18 protein-coding genes are annotated in these 18380 nt (G+C 66.5%); 11 read left to right on the top strand and 7 right to left on the bottom strand.

Features of this window, described 5'->3' with window-relative positions; all coding sequences use genetic code 11:
- The first annotated feature begins 1 nt into the window (after window position 1).
- A complete protein-coding gene (locus ACN675_RS08200) occupies window positions 2–877 on the top strand; it encodes an SDR family NAD(P)-dependent oxidoreductase (protein WP_248672925.1) in 876 nt (291 codons plus the stop codon).
- Window positions 878–1011: 134 nt separating this feature from the next.
- On the opposite strand, the gene ACN675_RS08195 is transcribed toward ACN675_RS08200, so the two are convergent.
- Complete coding sequence (locus tag ACN675_RS08195; protein WP_420750374.1) at window positions 1012–1884, bottom strand: alpha/beta fold hydrolase; 873 nt, start codon at window positions 1882–1884, stop codon at window positions 1012–1014.
- A gap of 147 nt (window positions 1885–2031) precedes the next feature.
- On the opposite strand from ACN675_RS08195, the gene ACN675_RS08190 reads away from it, so the two are divergent.
- Window positions 2032–2562, top strand: a complete 531-nt coding sequence (locus tag ACN675_RS08190) for a nuclear transport factor 2 family protein (RefSeq protein WP_420750373.1) — start codon at window positions 2032–2034, stop codon at window positions 2560–2562.
- A 67-nt stretch (window positions 2563–2629) separates the two neighbouring features.
- Here ACN675_RS08190 and ACN675_RS08185 read toward each other — a convergent pair whose 3' ends face one another.
- Together ACN675_RS08185 and ACN675_RS08180 are read right to left on the bottom strand one after the other, a co-directional pair.
- Complete coding sequence (locus ACN675_RS08185) at window positions 2630–3283, bottom strand: response regulator (RefSeq protein WP_420750372.1); 654 nt, start codon at window positions 3281–3283, stop codon at window positions 2630–2632.
- Window positions 3280–4422: a sensor histidine kinase gene (locus tag ACN675_RS08180; RefSeq protein ID WP_420750371.1), complete on the bottom strand. Its 1143-nt coding sequence runs from the start codon at window positions 4420–4422 to the stop codon at window positions 3280–3282. The genes ACN675_RS08185 and ACN675_RS08180 overlap by 4 nt, the downstream gene beginning before the upstream one ends.
- Before the next feature lie 109 nt (window positions 4423–4531).
- Here ACN675_RS08180 and ACN675_RS08175 point away from each other — a divergent pair, with 109 nt between their 5' ends.
- The 5 genes from ACN675_RS08175 (at window position 4532) to ACN675_RS08155 (ending at window position 9823) form a co-directional block, all read left to right on the top strand.
- Window positions 4532–5509, top strand: coding sequence for an ABC transporter ATP-binding protein (locus ACN675_RS08175; RefSeq protein WP_420750370.1), 978 nt, complete (start codon window positions 4532–4534; stop codon window positions 5507–5509).
- Window position 5510: 1 nt separating this feature from the next.
- A complete protein-coding gene (locus ACN675_RS08170) occupies window positions 5511–6404 on the top strand; it encodes an ABC transporter permease (protein ID WP_420750369.1) in 894 nt (297 codons plus the stop codon).
- A 193-nt stretch (window positions 6405–6597) separates the two neighbouring features.
- Window positions 6598–7392 carry a carbon-nitrogen hydrolase family protein gene (locus ACN675_RS08165; protein ID WP_420750368.1) on the top strand — a complete coding sequence of 265 codons (795 nt, stop codon included), beginning with the start codon at window positions 6598–6600 and terminating at the stop codon, window positions 7390–7392.
- A 143-nt stretch (window positions 7393–7535) separates the two neighbouring features.
- Window positions 7536–9245: a 3-ketosteroid-delta-1-dehydrogenase gene (locus ACN675_RS08160; protein WP_420750367.1), complete on the top strand. Its 1710-nt coding sequence runs from the start codon at window positions 7536–7538 to the stop codon at window positions 9243–9245.
- 32 nt (window positions 9246–9277) lie between these two features.
- Window positions 9278–9823 carry a hypothetical protein gene (locus ACN675_RS08155; RefSeq protein WP_420750366.1) on the top strand — a complete coding sequence of 182 codons (546 nt, stop codon included), beginning with the start codon at window positions 9278–9280 and terminating at the stop codon, window positions 9821–9823.
- Between the two features lie 36 nt (window positions 9824–9859).
- Here ACN675_RS08155 and ACN675_RS08150 read toward each other — a convergent pair whose 3' ends face one another.
- From ACN675_RS08150 to ACN675_RS08140, 3 genes are all read right to left on the bottom strand, one after another.
- On the bottom strand, window positions 9860–10741 hold the full coding sequence (locus ACN675_RS08150) for an SDR family oxidoreductase (protein WP_420750365.1): 882 nt from the start codon (window positions 10739–10741) through the stop codon (window positions 9860–9862).
- A 26-nt stretch (window positions 10742–10767) separates the two neighbouring features.
- Window positions 10768–11190: a CBS domain-containing protein gene (locus tag ACN675_RS08145; protein ID WP_420750364.1), complete on the bottom strand. Its 423-nt coding sequence runs from the start codon at window positions 11188–11190 to the stop codon at window positions 10768–10770.
- Between the two features lie 84 nt (window positions 11191–11274).
- Window positions 11275–12066: an FAD-binding oxidoreductase gene (locus ACN675_RS08140; protein WP_420750363.1), complete on the bottom strand. Its 792-nt coding sequence runs from the start codon at window positions 12064–12066 to the stop codon at window positions 11275–11277.
- Between the two features lie 201 nt (window positions 12067–12267).
- Here ACN675_RS08140 and ACN675_RS08135 point away from each other — a divergent pair, with 201 nt between their 5' ends.
- The 4 genes from ACN675_RS08135 to ACN675_RS08120 all read left to right on the top strand — a co-directional run bounded on the left by ACN675_RS08135 (window position 12268) and on the right by ACN675_RS08120 (window position 17435).
- Complete coding sequence (locus ACN675_RS08135) at window positions 12268–13419, top strand: TetR/AcrR family transcriptional regulator (protein ID WP_420750362.1); 1152 nt, start codon at window positions 12268–12270, stop codon at window positions 13417–13419.
- A gap of 97 nt (window positions 13420–13516) precedes the next feature.
- Entirely contained in the window at window positions 13517–15118 is a 1602-nt protein-coding gene (locus tag ACN675_RS08130) for an AMP-binding protein (protein WP_420750361.1), read from the top strand.
- Window positions 15115–16383: an acyl-CoA dehydrogenase family protein gene (locus ACN675_RS08125; protein ID WP_420750360.1), complete on the top strand. Its 1269-nt coding sequence runs from the start codon at window positions 15115–15117 to the stop codon at window positions 16381–16383. Before ACN675_RS08130 ends, ACN675_RS08125 begins: the two co-directional genes overlap by 4 nt.
- Window positions 16380–17435: a phosphotransferase family protein gene (locus ACN675_RS08120; RefSeq protein ID WP_420750359.1), complete on the top strand. Its 1056-nt coding sequence runs from the start codon at window positions 16380–16382 to the stop codon at window positions 17433–17435. Before ACN675_RS08125 ends, ACN675_RS08120 begins: the two co-directional genes overlap by 4 nt.
- Before the next feature lie 89 nt (window positions 17436–17524).
- Here the strand turns inward: ACN675_RS08120 and ACN675_RS08115 are convergent, their stop codons facing one another.
- Complete coding sequence (locus tag ACN675_RS08115) at window positions 17525–18262, bottom strand: SDR family NAD(P)-dependent oxidoreductase (protein WP_420750392.1); 738 nt, start codon at window positions 18260–18262, stop codon at window positions 17525–17527.
- Between the last annotated feature and the right edge of the window lie 118 nt (window positions 18263–18380).

Raw genomic sequence — 18380 nt, 5'->3', positions numbered from 1 at the left:
CATGCCGGCAGGTAAGGCGAGCGAACGGTTCTCCCACGGCGTCGCGGTGGTGACGGGTGCGGCTGCCGGAATCGGGGAGGGTCTGGCACGTCATCTCGCATCCCTCGGAATGACGGTGGTGGTCGCGGACGTCGACTACGAGCGTGCCGTGAAGGTGGGCGACGACATCGTGGCGGCCGGCGGTCGGGCGGAACCGTACGCTGTCGACGTCGCCGATCCCGAGTCGGTGGAGGCGATGGCTGCCGAGGTGTTCGAGCGCCACGGCAGCGTGGAGCTGCTCGTGAACAACGCGGGGGTGGAGTCGGCGGGGCTCCTGTGGGAGATCGACAGAGACCGCTGGCGCCGGGTGATGCAGATCAACGTCGACGGCGTGTTCTTCTGTCTGCGGTCGTTCGTTCCGCGGATGATCGAAGCGGGTACGCCGTCGTGCATTGCGAATCTCTCTTCGGTGGGTGGACTCAATTCCGTTGCCGTCCAGTCTCCTTACATCGTCAGCAAGCATGCCGTGTTGGCGATGACCGAATGCCTGCATCAGGATCTGTCGATTGTCGGCGCACCGATTCAGGTCAGTGCCGTCATTCCGCACTCGATTCGCAGCGAGATCTTTCTGTCGGCGCAGCGCGACGCACCCACGGAGAACGCCACCGCGAACGCGGTGTTCGAGGCGATGCAACGTGACAATGTGGAGAAGGGACTCGACCCGCTCGTCGCGGCAGAGCACATGATCGAGCAGATCGCCCGCGGCGAATTCTGGATCCATTCCGACGACGACCTGTGCGTCGCCGCTGCCCATCGACGCGGGAAGCAACTTCTCGACCTCGACCCGCCCGCAGATCCGCGGAACATGCTCACCCGGATGGGGATACCGATCGAATGACCGTCGTGAACCGATGGAGACAGGAGCAGCGGAGCTTCCCACGCCGGCAGGCGTGACTGTCGAAAGAAGGTCTCTCGTGAAGCGTAATTGCTCGAGCTTCACGAGAGACCTTCGCTGCGTTCGGGAGAGCTTGGTCAGGCATCGTCCTTGCGGAGCAGGAACGCAAGCACGGCGGAGGTCCATGCCTCCTTTGCTTCGATCATCGTCCAGTGACCGCAGTTCGGGAACACGTGCAGTTCCGCATTCGGGATGTCGCGCATCGGCAGCATCGCCATGTCGACCGGGCTGACCCGATCGTCACGGCCCCAGGTCAGCAGCGTGGGTGCCGTGATCTTGCTCAGTTGCGCCCAGTACGGAGTCGCGCCGGAGGCTTTCGCGGCGGCGGTGTTCGCGGCAAACGCTGCGCTGCTGTACATCCGGGAAGCAATCGCGAGTGTCGTCGGGTCGGTCGCGAGGGCCCAGCGCTCCTCGATCAGTTCCTCGGTGACAACGGACGGGTCGTACACCATCGAGTGCAACCAGCGGACCAGTCCCTCGCGGGTCGGATTGTCGGTGAACTCCATCAGCAGCCGGATTCCCTCGCCGGGGCCGGGTGCGAAAGTGTTCTTCCCGATTCCGCCGATCGTGACGAGCTTGTTCACTCGCTGCGGCGCGTTGATGGCCACGGTGGCAGCGACGATGCCACCCATCGAGTTGCCGATCATGTCGACCGGACCGTCGACACCGATCGCGTCGAGGAACACGCCCACCGACTGGCCGGCCATCGCCATCGGATGGCCGTCGCCGGGATCGCTGACACCGAAGCCCGGAAACTCCAGCACGAGGCAGCGGAAGTGCTCGGCGAAGTCCGCCAGGACACCGCGATAGTTGCGCCAGCCCGTGACTCCCGGCCCGGAACCGTGGAGCAACAGCAGCGGTGGCCCGTCACCCGCTTCGTGGTAGCGCAGTACCCCGAGGTCGGTGGCGATCTCGCGTCGTGTGGATTCGTGGGTGAGTGCTTGTGTCATGGTCAGTACGGTCTCAATTCGACGAGCGTCGAGACAGAGTGTTTCCCGGCCAGCGAGAGGGTAGTTCGGGTAGGTACGGAACGCGGGTTTCCCGTTGAGCGGGAGATGGTGGAGGGTGGGTCGGTACGCCGGTGCATAGCATGCGGTATGAGCGAAACCAACTGGAGCAGAGAAGAACTCGAGAATGCGTTTCAGAACTGGCATGCAACCGTGAACCGAGCCGGTTCAGGCGAGGGGAGCTGGCGGGACTTCCTCGAACTGTTCACCGACGATGTCGTCTATGTCGAGCAGATGGCGGGTGTCCTCAACGGCAAGGACGGTGTCTGGGCGTGGGCCGAGCCGAGCCTCGCCCAGTTCCCCGGTTCGCACACCGTCGCCTTCCCCGAGCATTTCCACGTCATCGACGAAACGAACGGCACGATCGTGGCCAAACTGGACGACGTGATGAGCGATCCGGGCGACGGATCCGTGTGGTCGGCACCCCACGTGAGCATCCTGACGTACGCCGGGAACGGCAAGTTCTCCAGGCAGGAGGACATCTACGACGTCACCAGTTTCCTCGACCTCATCAAGGGGTGGGGCCGCCGCGCGATGGAACTGGGCACCTTCGATGAAGCTCAGCGCGGATGGTTCGAGCAGGTCTATCCGGAGACGGTCCCGCAAACCGTGTCCGACTGAGGTCGAGGAAGCGTCGAGCCTGCGACAGTCGCGGGCTCGACGCTCGACGGACGGGGCGCCGGCGCTGTCACGGCTGCAGGCCCGAGCGGATCGCGAACACCACCAGTTGTGCTCGGTCGCGCGCGCCGAGTTTGATCATCGCGCGCGACACGTGTGTGCGGACGGTGTCGGGACTGACCACCAGCTCGTCGGCGATCTCCTTGTTCGACCGCCCTGTCGCAACCCACGCGACGACCTCGCGTTCCCGTGCCGTGAGATCCGCCATGCGGGGGTGGGGTTGCACAGTGTCCTGCGTGTGGACGAAGTGCTCGATCACGCGTCGGGTGACCGACGGCGCGAGCAGTGATCCTCCATCGGCGACGACCCGGACGGCATCGAGCAGGGCCGTCGGTTCGGCATCTTTGAGCAGGAACCCGCTCGCGCCGGCGTGCAAGGCCTCGAAGACGTATTCGTCGAGTTCGAACGTCGTGAGCATCACGACGCGGACGTCCCTCAACACGGGATCGGCGGTGATCCGGCGCAGCACCTCGAGGCCGTCGGGGGCAGGCATGCGGATATCGCACAGGACGACGTCAGGGTGGGTGCGCGCGATGACCGCGAGTGCTTCACCACCGTCGCCGGCTTCGCCCACGACCTCGATATCGGGTTCGGCGGCGAACAGCGTTCGTAGGCCCACCCGGACGAGCGTCTGATCGTCGACGAGCACCACCCGCACGGTCATGCCCGGTCCTCCGTGCTCCCGGCGGCACCGACCGGGAGCACGGCCCGCACGACGAAGCCGCGTTCCGGTCCCGGTGCGGCGACGAGCGTTCCACCGAGCTCGGCTGCACGATCTGCCATCGCGCGAAGCCCGAGGCCACCGGTCGGCGCGTCTGTGGTGCGGCCACGCCCGTCGTCGGCAACCCGCACCGTCACCGCCTGTCCTTCGCGCATGATCTCGACGGTCACCGCGGTGGCCTGCGCGTGCCGGAGAACGTTGGTCGTCGCCTCCGCGACGATCGAATACGCGACATGATCGACGTCGGCCGGTAGTGGGAGGACCGGTACCCGCACGTCGACGTCGAGGCCGGCGGCCCGGACCCGGTCGACGAGAACCGGCAGGTCGGCCAGACCACGTCGCGGTCGGCGCTCGGCCGCGTCACCGGTGAGGGTCGTCAGCTCGGTCCGCAGGTCGTTGAGGGCGTCGCGGCTCGTGTCGCGGATGGCGACCAATGCGTCCCGCACCGCCTCGGGGTTGCGCTCGAGTACGTGCAGCGCCACCCCGGCCTGCATCGCGATCACTGCGAGCCCGTGCCCGACCCCGTCGTGCAGGTCGCGGGCGATGCGTAGTTGTTCCTCGGTCGCGGCACGGCGGATCCGCTCGGCGTTCGCATCCCGCCGAGCCGACCGCCACCACCCCACGGCCGCGGCGGCGAGGGCGAGGGCGGCGGTGCCGAGCGTCTGCCAGAGCGTGACCCACGCGGGATATCCGGCGACGAGGACCCGGGCCGTCATCCCGGCGACGAGAACCAGGACGGCGAGGGCAGCGGGGACGGCGAGGTCGCGGGCGGGACGCACGCTCGCCGCCCCGAACGCTGCGAGGGCGGGCAGGAGGAAGATCGGTCCGTCGGCTCCACCGGTCGCAAAGTAGATCCCGACCAGCGCAGGCACCGCGATCAGGGCGGTTCGCGGCCATCGCGGGGCGGTCAGTGCGACCCCCGCGCAGGCCGCTGCGAGAGCACCCGCACCGACCATCGCGGCCGGCGGGCGCATGTTGTTCGCCCCGAGTGTCGCCACGGTGACCAGGGCAACGAGCGCGAGCGTGAACCCGACGCGGAGCATTACCGGTTCGGTGACGGCACGGCCCTGATCGGTACCCACATCGTCGACGCTAGCCGTGCACGCCGGTCGATGGCGTACGCAATATTGCGTAGGTCGATGACGCCTGTGGACGGACGACGTCGGCATGTGTGCGGCCGACGATCGATGTATGAGCGACAACACGACACTCACTACTGCGACCGACCTACCCGGCCGGGCGGGATCGGCGGACATCGATGCCGACATCGTGGTCGAGACGTCGGCGCTGACCAAACGCTATGGCGACCGCGCCGCGGTCGACTCCGTCGACATGACCGTCCGGCGCGGCGAGATCTACGGATTCCTCGGCCCCAACGGCGCCGGGAAGACCACGACGCTGCGCATGATCCTCGGCCTGATCCGCCCGACCTCCGGGTCCGTCCGCGTTCTCGGCAGGCCCGCCGGCTCGCGCGAATCGTCCTCGTGTACCGGTGCTCTCATCGAGGGGCCCGGCTTCTTTCCCTATCTGTCGGGACGAGCGAACCTACGCACCCTGGCGCGTCACCGCGGGTTGAGTGATCGGTGCGTGGAGGAGGTGCTGGGCCGGGTCGGACTTGTCGACCGCGGCAACGATGCGTACAAGTCGTATTCGCTGGGGATGAAGCAGCGGCTCGGGGTCGCCGCGGCCCTGCTCGGTGACCCGGACCTGATCGTGCTCGACGAGCCGACCAACGGCCTCGACCCGAGTGGGATGGCCGACATGCGGGCCCTGATCGTCGACCTCGCCAGGGCCGGGCACACCGTGATTCTGTCGAGTCACCTGCTCGGCGAGGTCCAGGAGATCTGCGACCGCGTAGGCGTGATCGCGAACGGGTGCCTGGTGCGCGAATCGACCGTCTCCACCCTGCTCGGCGACGCGATCCTGAAGGTCCGCGGCACGCCCCAGGACCGGGTGGTGTCGATCGCCTCGGATCTCGCCGGTGAGAACGGCTTCGAAATCGACGGCGATGCTGTGCTGCTGGACCTGCCACCCGAGCGTGCACCCGATGTCGTCCGGGCGCTCGTCGCCGCCGACGTGGCGGTGTCGTCGATCGGACCGGACGAACGCACCCTCGAGGACGTGTTCTTCGAGATGACCACCACTTCCACACCGATGAAAGGGGTGTGACATGTCCGCGTCGACACTGCGCTCACCCACCAGCCCGGTCCCCCATGCCGCGGGGCGCAACACCGTGGCGCGCAGTGTGCGCGCCGAACTGTTCCGGTTGCGTGCATGGCCGGCGATGTGGGCGACCCTCGGCACATGGTTCCTGCTCGCGACCGTATTCGGATACGTGTTCCCCTACATCTCGTATACGACCGGATCGGCCGGTTTCTCCACCGAGGGACAACCTGCCGAGGCCCTGTTGCAGGGCGTCCTGCCCGAGTCGGTCCCCGATGTCCTGGTACAAGGCACGCCGTTGTTCGGGGGCGCCCTCGTGCTCGTCCTCGGCGCCCTCGTCGCAGGGAACGGTTACACCTGGGGAACCTGGAAGACGGTGTTCACCCACGGCCGGCTGCGTCCGACGATCGGGGCGCTGCTCGCGCTCGCGGTGATCGTGGCCGCGATGGTGATCGTCACCGCGGTGCTGTGCACGACCATTTCCGTCGTCCTCGCCACGGTCGAATCGCAACCGCTCACCTGGCCGGCGGCCACCGACCTTCTCCGCTCGGCGGGTACGGCGTATCTGGTGTTCATGATGTGGGCGACGATCGGCTTCGCGCTGGGCACCTACGCCCGCAGTGCGGCGTTGTCGGTCGGCCTGGGGTTGGTGTGGACCCTCGTCGTGGAGAATCTGCTGCGCGGTGTCGGTTCCGCTCTGCCGCTCGTCCAGGACGTGACGGCATTCCTGCCGGGCACCGCCGCCGGGTCGCTCGTCGGTGCGGTGACCGGTGCAGGACAGGGCACGCCCGGGGTGGTGGACGTGATCTCCGGACCCAGGGCGGTCATCACCGTCACCGCCTACATCGTGGTCGCGGTGGTGACCACCGGGATTCTGGTGCGGCGTCGGGACGTGAACTGACCGCGATACTCCTGTCGGGTAACGAGTTTCGCAGTCTTCCCGGCATCCGCACCACCAGCGGAAACGGTGGAGACTAAACTCTCTTCAACCGTTTGCTTTCCGAACGCCGGGATCGTCCTGCTCTCGGGCGCCGTCGACAAAAGCGGATGTCCAGGCCCGGTCGCGGTGCAGCCGGAAGGAACAGGGGAGAGGCATGCAGATCGCGATCGGCCAGTTCGCGTCCGGCGACGACACGGCCGCCAACCTCGCACGTGTCGGTGACCTGGTGAAACAGGCGGCATCGGCAGGTGCCCGTCTGCTCGTCCTGCCCGAGTACTCCATGTTCACGGTGCCGGTGATGGACGATCGATTCGTGGCGACGGCGGAACCGCTGGACGGACGATTCGTCACGGAGTTGGGGCATCTGGCGCAGACCCACGACATCCACATCGTCGCGGGGATGAACGAGACCATCACGGGCGAGGACCGCATCCACAACACTGTCGTCGCGATGGCTCCCCACCGCAGCATCGTGGCAACCTACCGAAAAATCCATCTCTACGACGCATTCGGCTACCGTGAATCGGACATGGTGCAGGCCGGGCCCCTCGCCACCCCGGAGACCTTCCAGGTCGACGGAATCACCTTCGGGATCCAGACCTGCTACGACCTCCGCTTTCCCGAGGTGACGAGGACGATCGTCGATGCCGGTGCCGATGTCCTGCTCCTGCCGGCGGCGTGGATGGCCGGCCCGCTCAAGGAAGACCACTGGACCACTCTTGTCCGTGCCCGCGCAATCGAAAACACGATCTATGTCGCTGCAGCCGACCAGAATGCTCCGGTGGGATCCGGCGCGAGCATCGTCGTCGATCCCATGGGCGTGGTGATTGCCGGGCTGGGTGAGCGTGAAGGCGTCGCCGTGGCCGAGACCGATCCGGCTCGCCTGTCTGCCGTTCGTGCCAAGAATCCCGCTCTGACACTGCGCCGGTACACGGTCGTTCCGCGATAGTCGCCGTTCCGGTTTCCTGGAGCAGACCGGTTCGTCCGGTTCCCGACCGCGTGTCCCGGTGGTAGGGAACGTCCGTGCCGTCGGGGTCGATACCGGTCTACCGTCGTCCCTCGTTGCGGAACAACCAGGCGAAGGAGAGTGGCATGGCGAAGAAGCCCGTACCGGCCCCCGTCCAGGCACAGGACACCACCGTGGACCTGCTCGTGATCGGCTCGGGCACCGGCCTGGCCGCCGCGCTCACGGCGCACGAGGAGGGACTGTCGGCGCTCGTCGTCGAGAAGACGCAGTACGTCGGCGGGTCCACGGCACGGTCGGGCGGCGCGTTCTGGATGCCGGCCAATCCCGTTCTGCAGGAAGCTCGTTCCGGGGACACCCGTGAGCGTGGCCGCACCTACGTCCGCGCGGTGGTCGACGGCAGCGCCTCCGTCGAGCGCGGTGACGCGTTCGTCGACAACGGCGCCGAGACGGTGGCGATGCTCAGCCGTACCACGCCGATGAAGTTCTTCTGGGCCAAGGGCTACGCCGACTACCACCCGGAGCGTCCCGGTGGCGCCGCGATCGGCCGCACGTGCGAGTGCCGCCCGTTCGACCTGTCGCAGCTCGGCGACGAGCGGGGCCGGTTGCGGCCGGGGCTGATGGAGGCGAGTCTGCCGATGCCCACCACCGGCGCCGACTACAAGTGGATGAACCTCATGGCACGGGTGCCGGTCAAGGGGTTCTCGACGATCTTCCGCCGCCTCGCGCAGGGTGTGGCAGGGCTGGCGATCAGACGCGAGTACGTCGCCGGTGGCCAGGCTATCGCCGCGGGTCTGTTCGCGGGTGTGCTGCGCGCAGGGATCCCGGTGTGGACGGAGACCTCGCTCGTGCGTTTGGTGACCGACGGCGATCGCGTCACCGGCGCGGTCGTCGAGCAGAACGGCCGGGAGGTGACCGTCACGGCGCGTCGCGGTGTGGTCCTCGCCGCCGGCGGTTTCGACCACGACATGCAGTGGCGGCACAAGTTCCAGTCGGAATCGCTCGTCGACGGCGAGAGCCTCGGCGCGGAGGGCAACACCGGCGACGCCATCAAGATCGCGCAGGAGGTCGGCGCCGATGTCGACCTGATGGACCAGGCGTGGTGGTTCCCGGCGGTCGCACCGTCGCGCGAAGGCAATCCGCCGCTGGTGATGCTCGCCGAGCGGTCGCTGCCCGGCTCGTTCATCGTGGACCAGAAGGGCTCCCGGTTCATCAACGAGTCCTGCGACTACATGACGTTCGGCCAGACCGTTCTCGAGCGTGAACGCTCGGGTGATCCGGTCGAGTCGATGTGGATCGTGTTCGACCAGAAGTACCGCAACAGCTACGTGTTCGCCGCGGGACTGTTCCCGCGCCAGCCGATCCCGGGCTCCTGGTTCAAGGCCGGCATCGCGCACAGCGGCGGCACCCCTGAGGAACTCGCGGCATCGATGGGAATCCCGGTGGAGGCCTTCGCCGAGACCTTCCGCCGATTCAACGACGACGCGGTGGCGGGAACGGACTCCGAATTCGCTCGCGGCGCAAGCGCATACGACCGGTACTACGGCGACCCGACGGTCGAGCCCAACCCGAACCTGCGCCCGCTCGACCACGGCCCGTACTTCGCGGTGAAGATGACCCTGTCCGATCTCGGCACGTGCGGCGGCCTGCGCGCCGACGAACGCGCCCGCGTGCTGCGCGAGGACGGCAGCGTCATCGAGGGTCTGTACGCGATCGGCAACACTGCCGCCAACGCGTTCGGCAACCGGTACCCGGGCGCGGGCGCAACCATCGGCCAGGGTCTGGTGTTCGGATACATCGCGGCGCGCGACGCCGCGAACGCGAGCGTGTCCGTCTGACGCATTCTCGCCGGGCGAGAGGGAGAATCACCATGAAAAGTGTTGTTCCGGAAACAGGTTCCGCACCCACCTTCCTGTCGCTCGGCGCCGCGGCGGGCCGGCTCGACGGCGCAGGTGCCGACGAGGCGGACATCGTGTTCTTCCTCCCGCCCCGGGCGGACGAACCGCTCCGCGGCCGGACCCGCACGGTGCGCGACGCCGAGACCCACCGTGTGGACCGGACCGTCGAATACTTCGACACGGTCGGCCGCAGGGTTGCCGAAGTGTTTCTGTCGGGGTGTGAGGACGCGCCGGCAACATCGGAGAGGGCTGTCGGGGAACTCGCCCGCTGCGTCGTCGACCGGTTCGGCGCCGAGAACGTCCGGCGATTCCGCGTCCGCATCACCGGTCCCACGGCCGGTGCCGAACCGGCGAAGTGCACAGTCGGTGTGCTGCAGCACTATCGGACCGATCACGAATCCGTGCAGGACGTCGCGGTGGTGTGCGCGACCGATTCGGGGGCGGTGATCGCACGGGCGTGGGTCACGGTCGCGGTCCCGGCGCGGCCGGATGCTGCCGTGGAAGGTGTGTCCGCATGAGCGCGAGTGCGTTCGGGGCGGACTTCTGCCGACGTCTCAGCTTCTGGTCACGAGTTCGAACACGCGGGCACTCGTCGAACGGCCGAGTGCCGCAATGTGATCGTCCATCCTCGACGCCATGTCCGACATGAACCGCAGGATGAACCGGTCACCGACGGCAGAGTTGAGCAATGCCCGCGCCCAGCCTGCCGCACCCACCCATCCCGGGACGTACACACGGCGAGAGCGCTTACCGAGTCCGCGCACGAACGCTGCGGCACACGTCTCGACCGGACGAACACGGCCCAGCGGACCCGGCATCTCCGTGAACGCCCGGTCGAATGCGGGTAGATCGGTCCTCGCTTCCTGCACCATCGGAGTGTCGATCCACGACATGTGGGCCGTTCCGACATCGACCCCGTACGGCCTCATCTCGAGGCGCAGCGTGTTGGCGAAGTGTTCCACACCGGCTTTCGCCGTGCTGTACGCGGCCAGGCCCGGAGCGGCCAGATACGCCGCCAGCGACGAGACGACGAGGATGTACCCGCGGCGCGCGATCACCGACGGCAACGCCGCGCGTACCGTGTGGAACACCCCGACGATGTCGACCTCGATCACCTCACGGAATGCCTCGGGGTCGACCCGCAGGGTCGAACCGTACGATGTGATGCCCGCATTGGCGACAACGAAATCGATGCCGCCGAAGCGGTCGATCCCGGCATCGACGGCAGCCTGAACCGCACCGAGATCCCTTACATCGGCGACGGTTCCGACCGCCCTGTCCTCGCCGATCTCCGCGACCAATGCTTCGAGTGGCTGCGCGTCCACGTCGAACAGGACCAGCCGGGCGCCCTCCTCGGACAGGGCACGCGCGGTGGCGGCGCCGATGCCGCGCGCTGCGCCGGAAATCAGGACGGTCTTGCCTGTCAGCGCGCTCATCGGCGCTCACCTCGATTCGGGACGGGTTATCTCATGGTGGCGCAGATGGATTCGACGAATCGGCCGACCTGCTCCTCGGGCAGATGTGTGGCCAGATCCGCTTCGCTGATCATTCCGATCAGCCGGTGGTCGCCGATCACCGGCAGCCGCCGGATCCGGTGCTCCTCCATGATCGTGAGCACGTCGTCGATGTCGGCGTCGGCATCGACCGTGCACGGCTTGCCCTGGGCGAGGTCGCCGGCGGTCATCATCGTCGGATCCAACCCGCGCGCAACACATTTCAGAACGATGTCGCGGTCGGTGATGATGCCGTGCAGGCGGTTGTCGTCGCCGCAGATGGGAAGTGAGCCGACATCGAGCTCACGCATCTGCTGCGCCGCGTACTCCAGGGTTTCGTGTTCGCCGATGCACGTCGCACCGGCATGCATGATCTCTCGAGCGGTCGTCATGACGACCCTCCTCGGTGGACGAGAATGTTTGCCCATCCATCGTCCTGCCGAAGTGGGATGCAGACAACCCCCGCACCCGGGCGATCAGTACGGGTCGAACCGGATGTTCTCCACGGGTGTCCCCGTCTCGACCAACTTGTGCAGGGTCGCCCGGACCATCGCCGCGGACCCGCACAACAGGACCTGATGGTCGCCGAACGCGCCGTAGGACGTGACGACCTCGTCGAGGCTGCCCTCGATCAGATCGTCCGGGTCGGCACCGATGTCGCCGAGCTGGGCGACGATCCGGTTGTACCAAGGATCCGGGAAGTCCGGGTCCTCGACCGATTCGACGACCGGCACCACCGTCAGCCACGGCAACGCCTCGGACAGCAGCGACAGCATGTCCGACGCGTAGAGGTCGCGGGGAGAACTGCCGCCCACGAACAGGAACGTGCGCGGCGGTTCGGGGCGACGAGCCATGTCGAGCAGCAGTGCGCGCAGCGGGGCCAGACCGGTCCCGCCCGCGATCATGATGACGATGCGGCCGCTGTCGTCGACGTGCAGATCGCCGCCCTTCGGTTCACCGATCGTCCACACGTCGCCCGGGCGGGTGTCGGCGACGATGCTGCCGCTGACCCAGCCGCCGGGAACGGACCGCACGTGGAACTCGAGTTTGCCGTCCAGGGACGGTGGCAGCGCGGGTGACAGACGTCGCGGCAGACCGGGCCGCTGCGCGACTGTGACGTCGACGTACTGGCCGGCGCGGAACGGCACGACCTCGTTGTCGCACTGGAGACGGATGACCGAGAGGTTGTTGCGAAGGCGATGGTGTTCGACGACGGTCGCGGTCACCGTCGTGCCTGTTTCGGCAGGTGTGGTCGAGGCAGGCTGCATTGTGTTGTATCCCCCGGGGTGCGCGGTGTTGCCCCGACTGTAATAGCCCGCCCGCACGTCGTCCCGGTGGGTGTCGTGCGGGCGTTCGTCGCCGGCGACCGGCGGTTGGTTCTCGCCGCAAATACGCTGACGAGCCGATCGTCGATGGCGAGTGCTCGATACATTTATGCGGATTCACTTCTTCGGAGAAAGGGCCCCTCGGTGACCGGGCAGAATGTTGAAGATCGCGTCAGACGGCGTCCGAAGGACCGCAAGCAGCAGATCTTGGCGCATGCGCGGGACCTGTTCGTCGAACAGGGCTACCACAACGTCACCATGGGTGCGATCGCGAGCCGGGTAGGAATCGGGCCGAGCGCGCTCTACCGGCATTTCGCCAACAAGGCGGTTCTCCTCGAGGCCGTGATCGAGGACAGTTTCGGTGACATCGAGTTCCCGGCGAGCGGCGACATCCCGCTCGACGAGGTGATCGCCGAAGCTGCATCGATCGCCGTCGCTCGCCCCCTCGGTGTGCTCTGGTCACGCGAGGCCCGCCACTTGCCCCCCGAGGTGCGGGAGTCCCTCCGGGAACGGCTGCGTAGGTCTGCAGAAGGATACGAGCGTCTGCTGCGGCGAGACCGGCCGCAGCTGACGGCCGGTCAGGCGGAGCTGTTGGCGCGGGCGATCCAATCGGTGATGGCGAGCCCGAGCTATCGGTCGGTGCGTATCCCGGCGTCGACCCATGTCGAGGTACTCGTCCGCGCAGCGCGTGCGGTCGCGGGAGCGCGGATGGCCGACATCGGGGCTGCCGGTCCGAGCCTTGCGAGCAAGGGGCTTTCACCGGTGTCGCGCCGGGAGCGGCTGCTCTTGGCTGCGAGTCGTCTGTTCGCGGAGCAGGGTTATCAGGAAACTTCCCTGGACGATATCGGCAGTGCGGCCGAGGTGACGGGGCCGAACCTCTACGGCTACTTCGAGAACAAGGCTGCCGTGCTCCGCGCAGTGCTCGAGCGGGGCACCCACTCCTTGTGGCTGGATCTCGACCAGGCATTGAGTCGAACCAGCGATCCGCGTGAGGCTCTGGCTCTTCTCGCCCACGCCTATGTGTCCCGGTTCGCGGCTCAGCCACGGATGGTGCACCAGCTGACGGGTGAAGTGGAAATCGAGGAGCGGAGTGTCGCGTATCAACGCGAGTACGTGGCCGAATGGGTAGCGCTCGTCCGGGCAGTCCGGCCCGAACTCGACCAGCGCGATGCTCGACTCCTGGTTCATATCGCGCTGTCGGTGGCCGATGACCTGACGACGGCGCGACATCTCGCATCCACAGAGGGATTCGTGGCCGACGTGAGTGCGGTTGTGGTGGCAGTGCTGGAGGCGTGAGCCCGGGGATGGCGAGCGCCCACCGCGCTCCGTGACCCCCTTCACAACTAAGTGAATCTCGGTTAATGTCTAGTTTATGACTAGACCGGATCCGAGCATGAAAAATCAAGCGATCAGGAAACCTACAGTCAGGTCTGATTCCCTCGAGGCGGGCGGGTCCGGAGAGCCCCGCGTGTGGTCCGGTGGCAGGGCGCAGACCGTGGTGGAGGTCAAAGCCAGGGCCGCGCGCCTGGCTGCCGGGCTCCGAGCCTCGGGTGTCGGGCCGGGAGACCGCTTCGCCATCGTGATGCGCAACGAGATCGCGTTCCTCGAGGCCACACTCGCGGCGGCACCGATCGGCGCCGTCCCGGTCCCCGTCAATTGGCACTGGATGGGTTCGGACCTGGCACACCTGTTGCGGGACAGTGGGGCGAAGGCTGTCATCGCCCATTCCGACCTGATCGGTGCTGTCGTCGCCCAGGCGCCCGAGGGGGTGGTGGTCATCGAGGCGGAGGTGCCGGCGGAGGTCGCCGACGCCTACGGGCTCGGTGACGTCCGGGCCACCGGGCGGTACGACACCCTCGACGGTCTCATTGCGAGCAACGAGCCGATTTCGGTGGTCACAGATCAGACGCCGATGGGCGTCATCTACACCTCGGGCACCACGGGCCTTCCGAAAGGTGTTCTCAGGAATCGGATTTCGGTGGAAGACCAGGCGAAGGTGCTGAAAGCATCGATGGGCCTGCTCGGCCTGCGACCCGGGGGGAAGACGCTGCTGCCCGCGCCGCTGTACCACGCGGCCCCGAACAACCATGCGCTGTTCGCCGCGGCGCTCGACATGGACATCACGATCATGCCCAAATTCGATCCTGTCGAGTTTCTGCGTCTCGTCGAAAGTCGCCGAATCGAGTCCGTCCAGATGGTGCCGACCATGTTCACCCGCCTGCTACGGCTGCCGACGGAGGTGCGGAAGTCGTTCGATGTGAGTTCGCTGCAGGTGATCGTGCACGCCGCGGCGCCCTGTGCCCCCGAGACGAAGAAGGCGATCATCGATTGGTTCGGACCCATCGTGCGCGAATACTACGGTGGATCCGAGGTCGGGCCGTTCGTCATGTGTGACAGTGCCGAGGCGCTTGCTCACCCGGGAACGGTCGGCAAGCCTCGCTTCGGCTCCGATGTCCGCATCCTGGACATGTTCACGGGCGAGCGGCTTCCCGCCGGGACACCCGGAGTCATCTACGGCAGGAGTGTCGAGGGGTGGCCCGACTTCACCTACATCGGGAACGATGCCGAGCGCCGCGAGATCGAGCAGGACGGTTACATCACCGTCGGCGACATCGGATATGTGGACGACGACGGGTACCTGTACCTGACCGATCGGGTCAGCGACATGGTCATCTCCGGCGGCGTCAACATCTATCCGGCCGAGATCGAAGCCTGTCTCATGCGCATGGACGGAGTGGCCGACGTCGCGGTGTTCGGCATTCCCGACGACGAGTTCGGTGAGTCCCTCGCCGCCCACATCGAACTCCTGCCGGGCGCCGAGGCCACGGCCGGCGCCGTCCGGGACTTCGTCGCAACACACCTGGCTCGCTACAAGGTTCCCCGGGTGGTCGTGTTCGACGACGACCTGCCCCGTGACGACAGCGGAAAACTGTTCAAGCGCCGGCTCAGGGAGCAGTACCGGCGGCCCACCGCATCCACCGAAAGGCATCGATGATGTTCGATCCGAGTCCACGAGCAATTCACTTGCGTGAGAAGATGATCGACTTTCTCGAGAATCATCTCTATCCCGCGGAGAACGTGTTCGAGGAGCAGTTGCGTGATCAGAACGGGCAGCGCGCAAACCCGCCCGTTCTCGAGGACCTCAAGAAGGTTGCTCGCGACCGAGGATTGTGGAACCTCTTCCTGCCACACCCGGAGGCCGGACACGAGCCCATGACCAATCTGGACTACGCACCGTTGGCCGAATTGAGCGGCCGGAGCCTTCCCCTCGGCCCCGAGGCGATGAACTGTTCGGCACCCGACACCGGAAACATGGAACTGCTTTCGCTCTTCGGGACGCCCGAGCAGAAGGCCCGGTGGCTGCGCCCCCTGATGGACGGTGAAATCCGATCCGCTTACGCGATGACCGAGCCTCGGGTCGCGTCGTCGGATGCGAGCAACATCGAGCTGTCCATCGTTCGAGAAGGTGACGAGTGGGTGCTCAACGGGCGCAAGTGGTGGATCTCGGGTGCTGCTCGTCCTCGATGCGAGCTCTTCATCGTCATGGGCATCACCGATGCCGCACCCGACGCGCCCAGGCACCGCCGGCACAGCATGGTGCTCGTTCCGAAGGACACCCCGGGCGTCACCATCGAACGGGATCTTTCCGTCCTCGGCTACCACACGTTCGAGTCGCACGCCGAGATCACCTTCACGGACGTCCGGGTTCCGGTGACCAACATGCTCGGCGAGGTGGGCGCGGGGTTCGCCATGTCCCAGGCGCGTCTCGGTCCCGGCCGTATCCATCACTGCATGAGAATGATCGGTGCTGCCGAGCGCGCCCTCGAGTCGATGATCGACAGGGTGAACAAGAGATCCACCTTCGGCACCACACTCGTCGATCAGGGAGTGGTCCGCGAGTGGATAGCGGATTCCCGGATCGAGATCGACCAGGCACGGCTCTACACGCTGTACACGGCGCACCTCATGGACACGGTCGGCAACACCGGAGCCGCGAGCCAGATATCGGGGATCAAGGTTGCCGTCCCCAACGTCGCCTCCCGAGTGATCGAACGCGCCATGCAGGCACACGGCGCCGCCGGTCTCGGACCGGACTTCCCGCTGGCGCGGATGTACGCCGAGGCCAAGATCGTGCGCGTGGCCGACGGTCCGGACGAGGTCCATCGTCGTGCCGTGGCACGCACCGAGCTGAAGCGATTCGCCTCCGCCACGACACCGACACCGCAGGGGGTCGCCGCACACCTGGTCCACCAGCGATGACCGGCACGGCTCGAAGGGGACCGGACGTGATCGGTCTCGATCTTCCCGCCGTGGAACGGTGGATGGACTCGGCCGGCTTGGGAAGCGGACCGGTCTCGCACGTCCGGCCGGTGGGCGGGGGGACCCAGAATCTGATGTACCGATTCGAGCGTGACGGAATCGGATACGTCTTGCGCCGCGGACCGCGGCATCCGCGCCCCGAATCCGACGACGCGCTGCGCCGTGAGATGACGGTATTGCGTGCACTCGGCGACACCGGTGTGCCGCACCCCCGACTGCTCGGCGGATGCGAGACACCGGAGGTGCTGGGAGACTCCGTCTTCTTCCTGATGGAGCCCGTCGACGGCATCAACGCGATGGTCGCTCTGTCACCTGATCAGCAGGCATCGGTCGACATACGTCATCGGATGGGATTGTCGGTTGTCGACGCGCTGCTCACGCTGGATGCAGTGGATCCGGACGAGATCGGACTCGGCGGAATGGGACGTCCCGACGGTTTCCTGGAACGACAGGTGCGCAGGTGGCTCGATCAGCTCGACAGCTACCGACGAATGGGATACTCCGGCAACGAAATACCCGGTGTCGACACAATCGCCGAATGGCTCGATTGCCATCGACCCCCAGCAGCGGACCCTGGGCTGATGCACGGTGACTTCCACCTGGGCAACCTCATGTTCACGCCGGACAGCTCGAAGGTCGTCGCGATCGTCGACTGGGAGATGTGCACGATCGGCGACCCGTTGCTCGACCTCGGATGGCTGCTGGCGGTCTGGGCCGATGCGGGGGCAAGAACGGATCTCATGGGCAGCCGCCTCGCCGAAGCGGGTGGTATCGCCACACCGGACGAACTGATCGCCCGTTACGCCGCGGCGGGCACGCGGTCGCTGGAACATCTGGACTGGTATCGCGTACTGGCATGCTTCAAACTCGGCATCGTGCTCGAGGGGACGTACGTCCGTTCGCTCGCCGGCTTGGCACCGCCGGAACTCGGGTTCGAGATGCACACGCGCACATTGCAACTCTTCGAGCGTGCGCATCGATTGATCGAGTGACCCCGGAAGTCGGACAGCCTCGGCGCCCGTGCGCGTAAGCGCGTGCACGGGCGCCGGGGCGTTTGTCCGGGCGATCGCGGTAGCTGCTTCTAGGGCATTCCGCCGTCGACTCGCAGAACCGAACCGGTGCAGAACGACGACGCGCCGGTGGCGAAGAACAGCGCGGCGTCCACCACCTCTTCGGGTCGCCCGCATCGCGCGAGTGCGAGGCTGCTCTCGAGGCTCTCGCGAACCCCCGGCGTCCAATTCTCGGAGATGTCGGTGAGGAACGGGCCGCACTGGATCGTGTTGACCCGAACGGTAGGGCCGAAAGCCTGGGCGAATCCCTCTGTCAGCGTGTGCAGACCGGCCTTTGCCGCCGCGTAGGGGAGGGCGTCCGGTCCGGGGCGGATCGCCTCGATGGATCCGACATTGATGATCGAACCGCCACCCTGCTGCACCATATGTGTCCCGGCCAGTGCAGCCAGACGAAACGGTGCCCGCAGGTTGACGGCAATCACCTTGTCGAACAGGGCTTCCGAAACCTGATCGAGGCTGGGGTACAGCGGAGACAAGCCCGCGTTGTTGATCAGTACGTCGATGCCGCCGAATTCGCCGAGGGTCTTCTCGATCAGCGCCGTGCACTCGTCCCAGTCGCTCACATTGCACGCGAGCGGCAGGGCGCGAACGGAGTAGCGATCCTCGACCTGCTCGGCAAGAGCCTTGCAGCTCTCGAACTTTCGACTCGCGATGACCACCGACGCGCCTCGCTCCGCGAAACCGTGCACCATCGCCCGGCCGAGGCCACGACTTCCGCCTGTGACCACGACGGTCTTCCCTGTCAGCATGCTCATTTCACTTCCTGATGGTTTCTTGAGTGTGAGTGCAGATTCACAACAGTTTCGAAGTGCACCCTGCACACTCCGCTTGTACTCGTCTAATACTGGCGTCTTCGGCTCTTGCGGT

Source organism: Rhodococcus sp. O3, assembly GCF_048897285.1.
Lineage (GTDB): Bacteria > Actinomycetota > Actinomycetes > Mycobacteriales > Mycobacteriaceae > Rhodococcus.
This window is presented reverse-complemented; position numbering and strand designations above follow the sequence as displayed.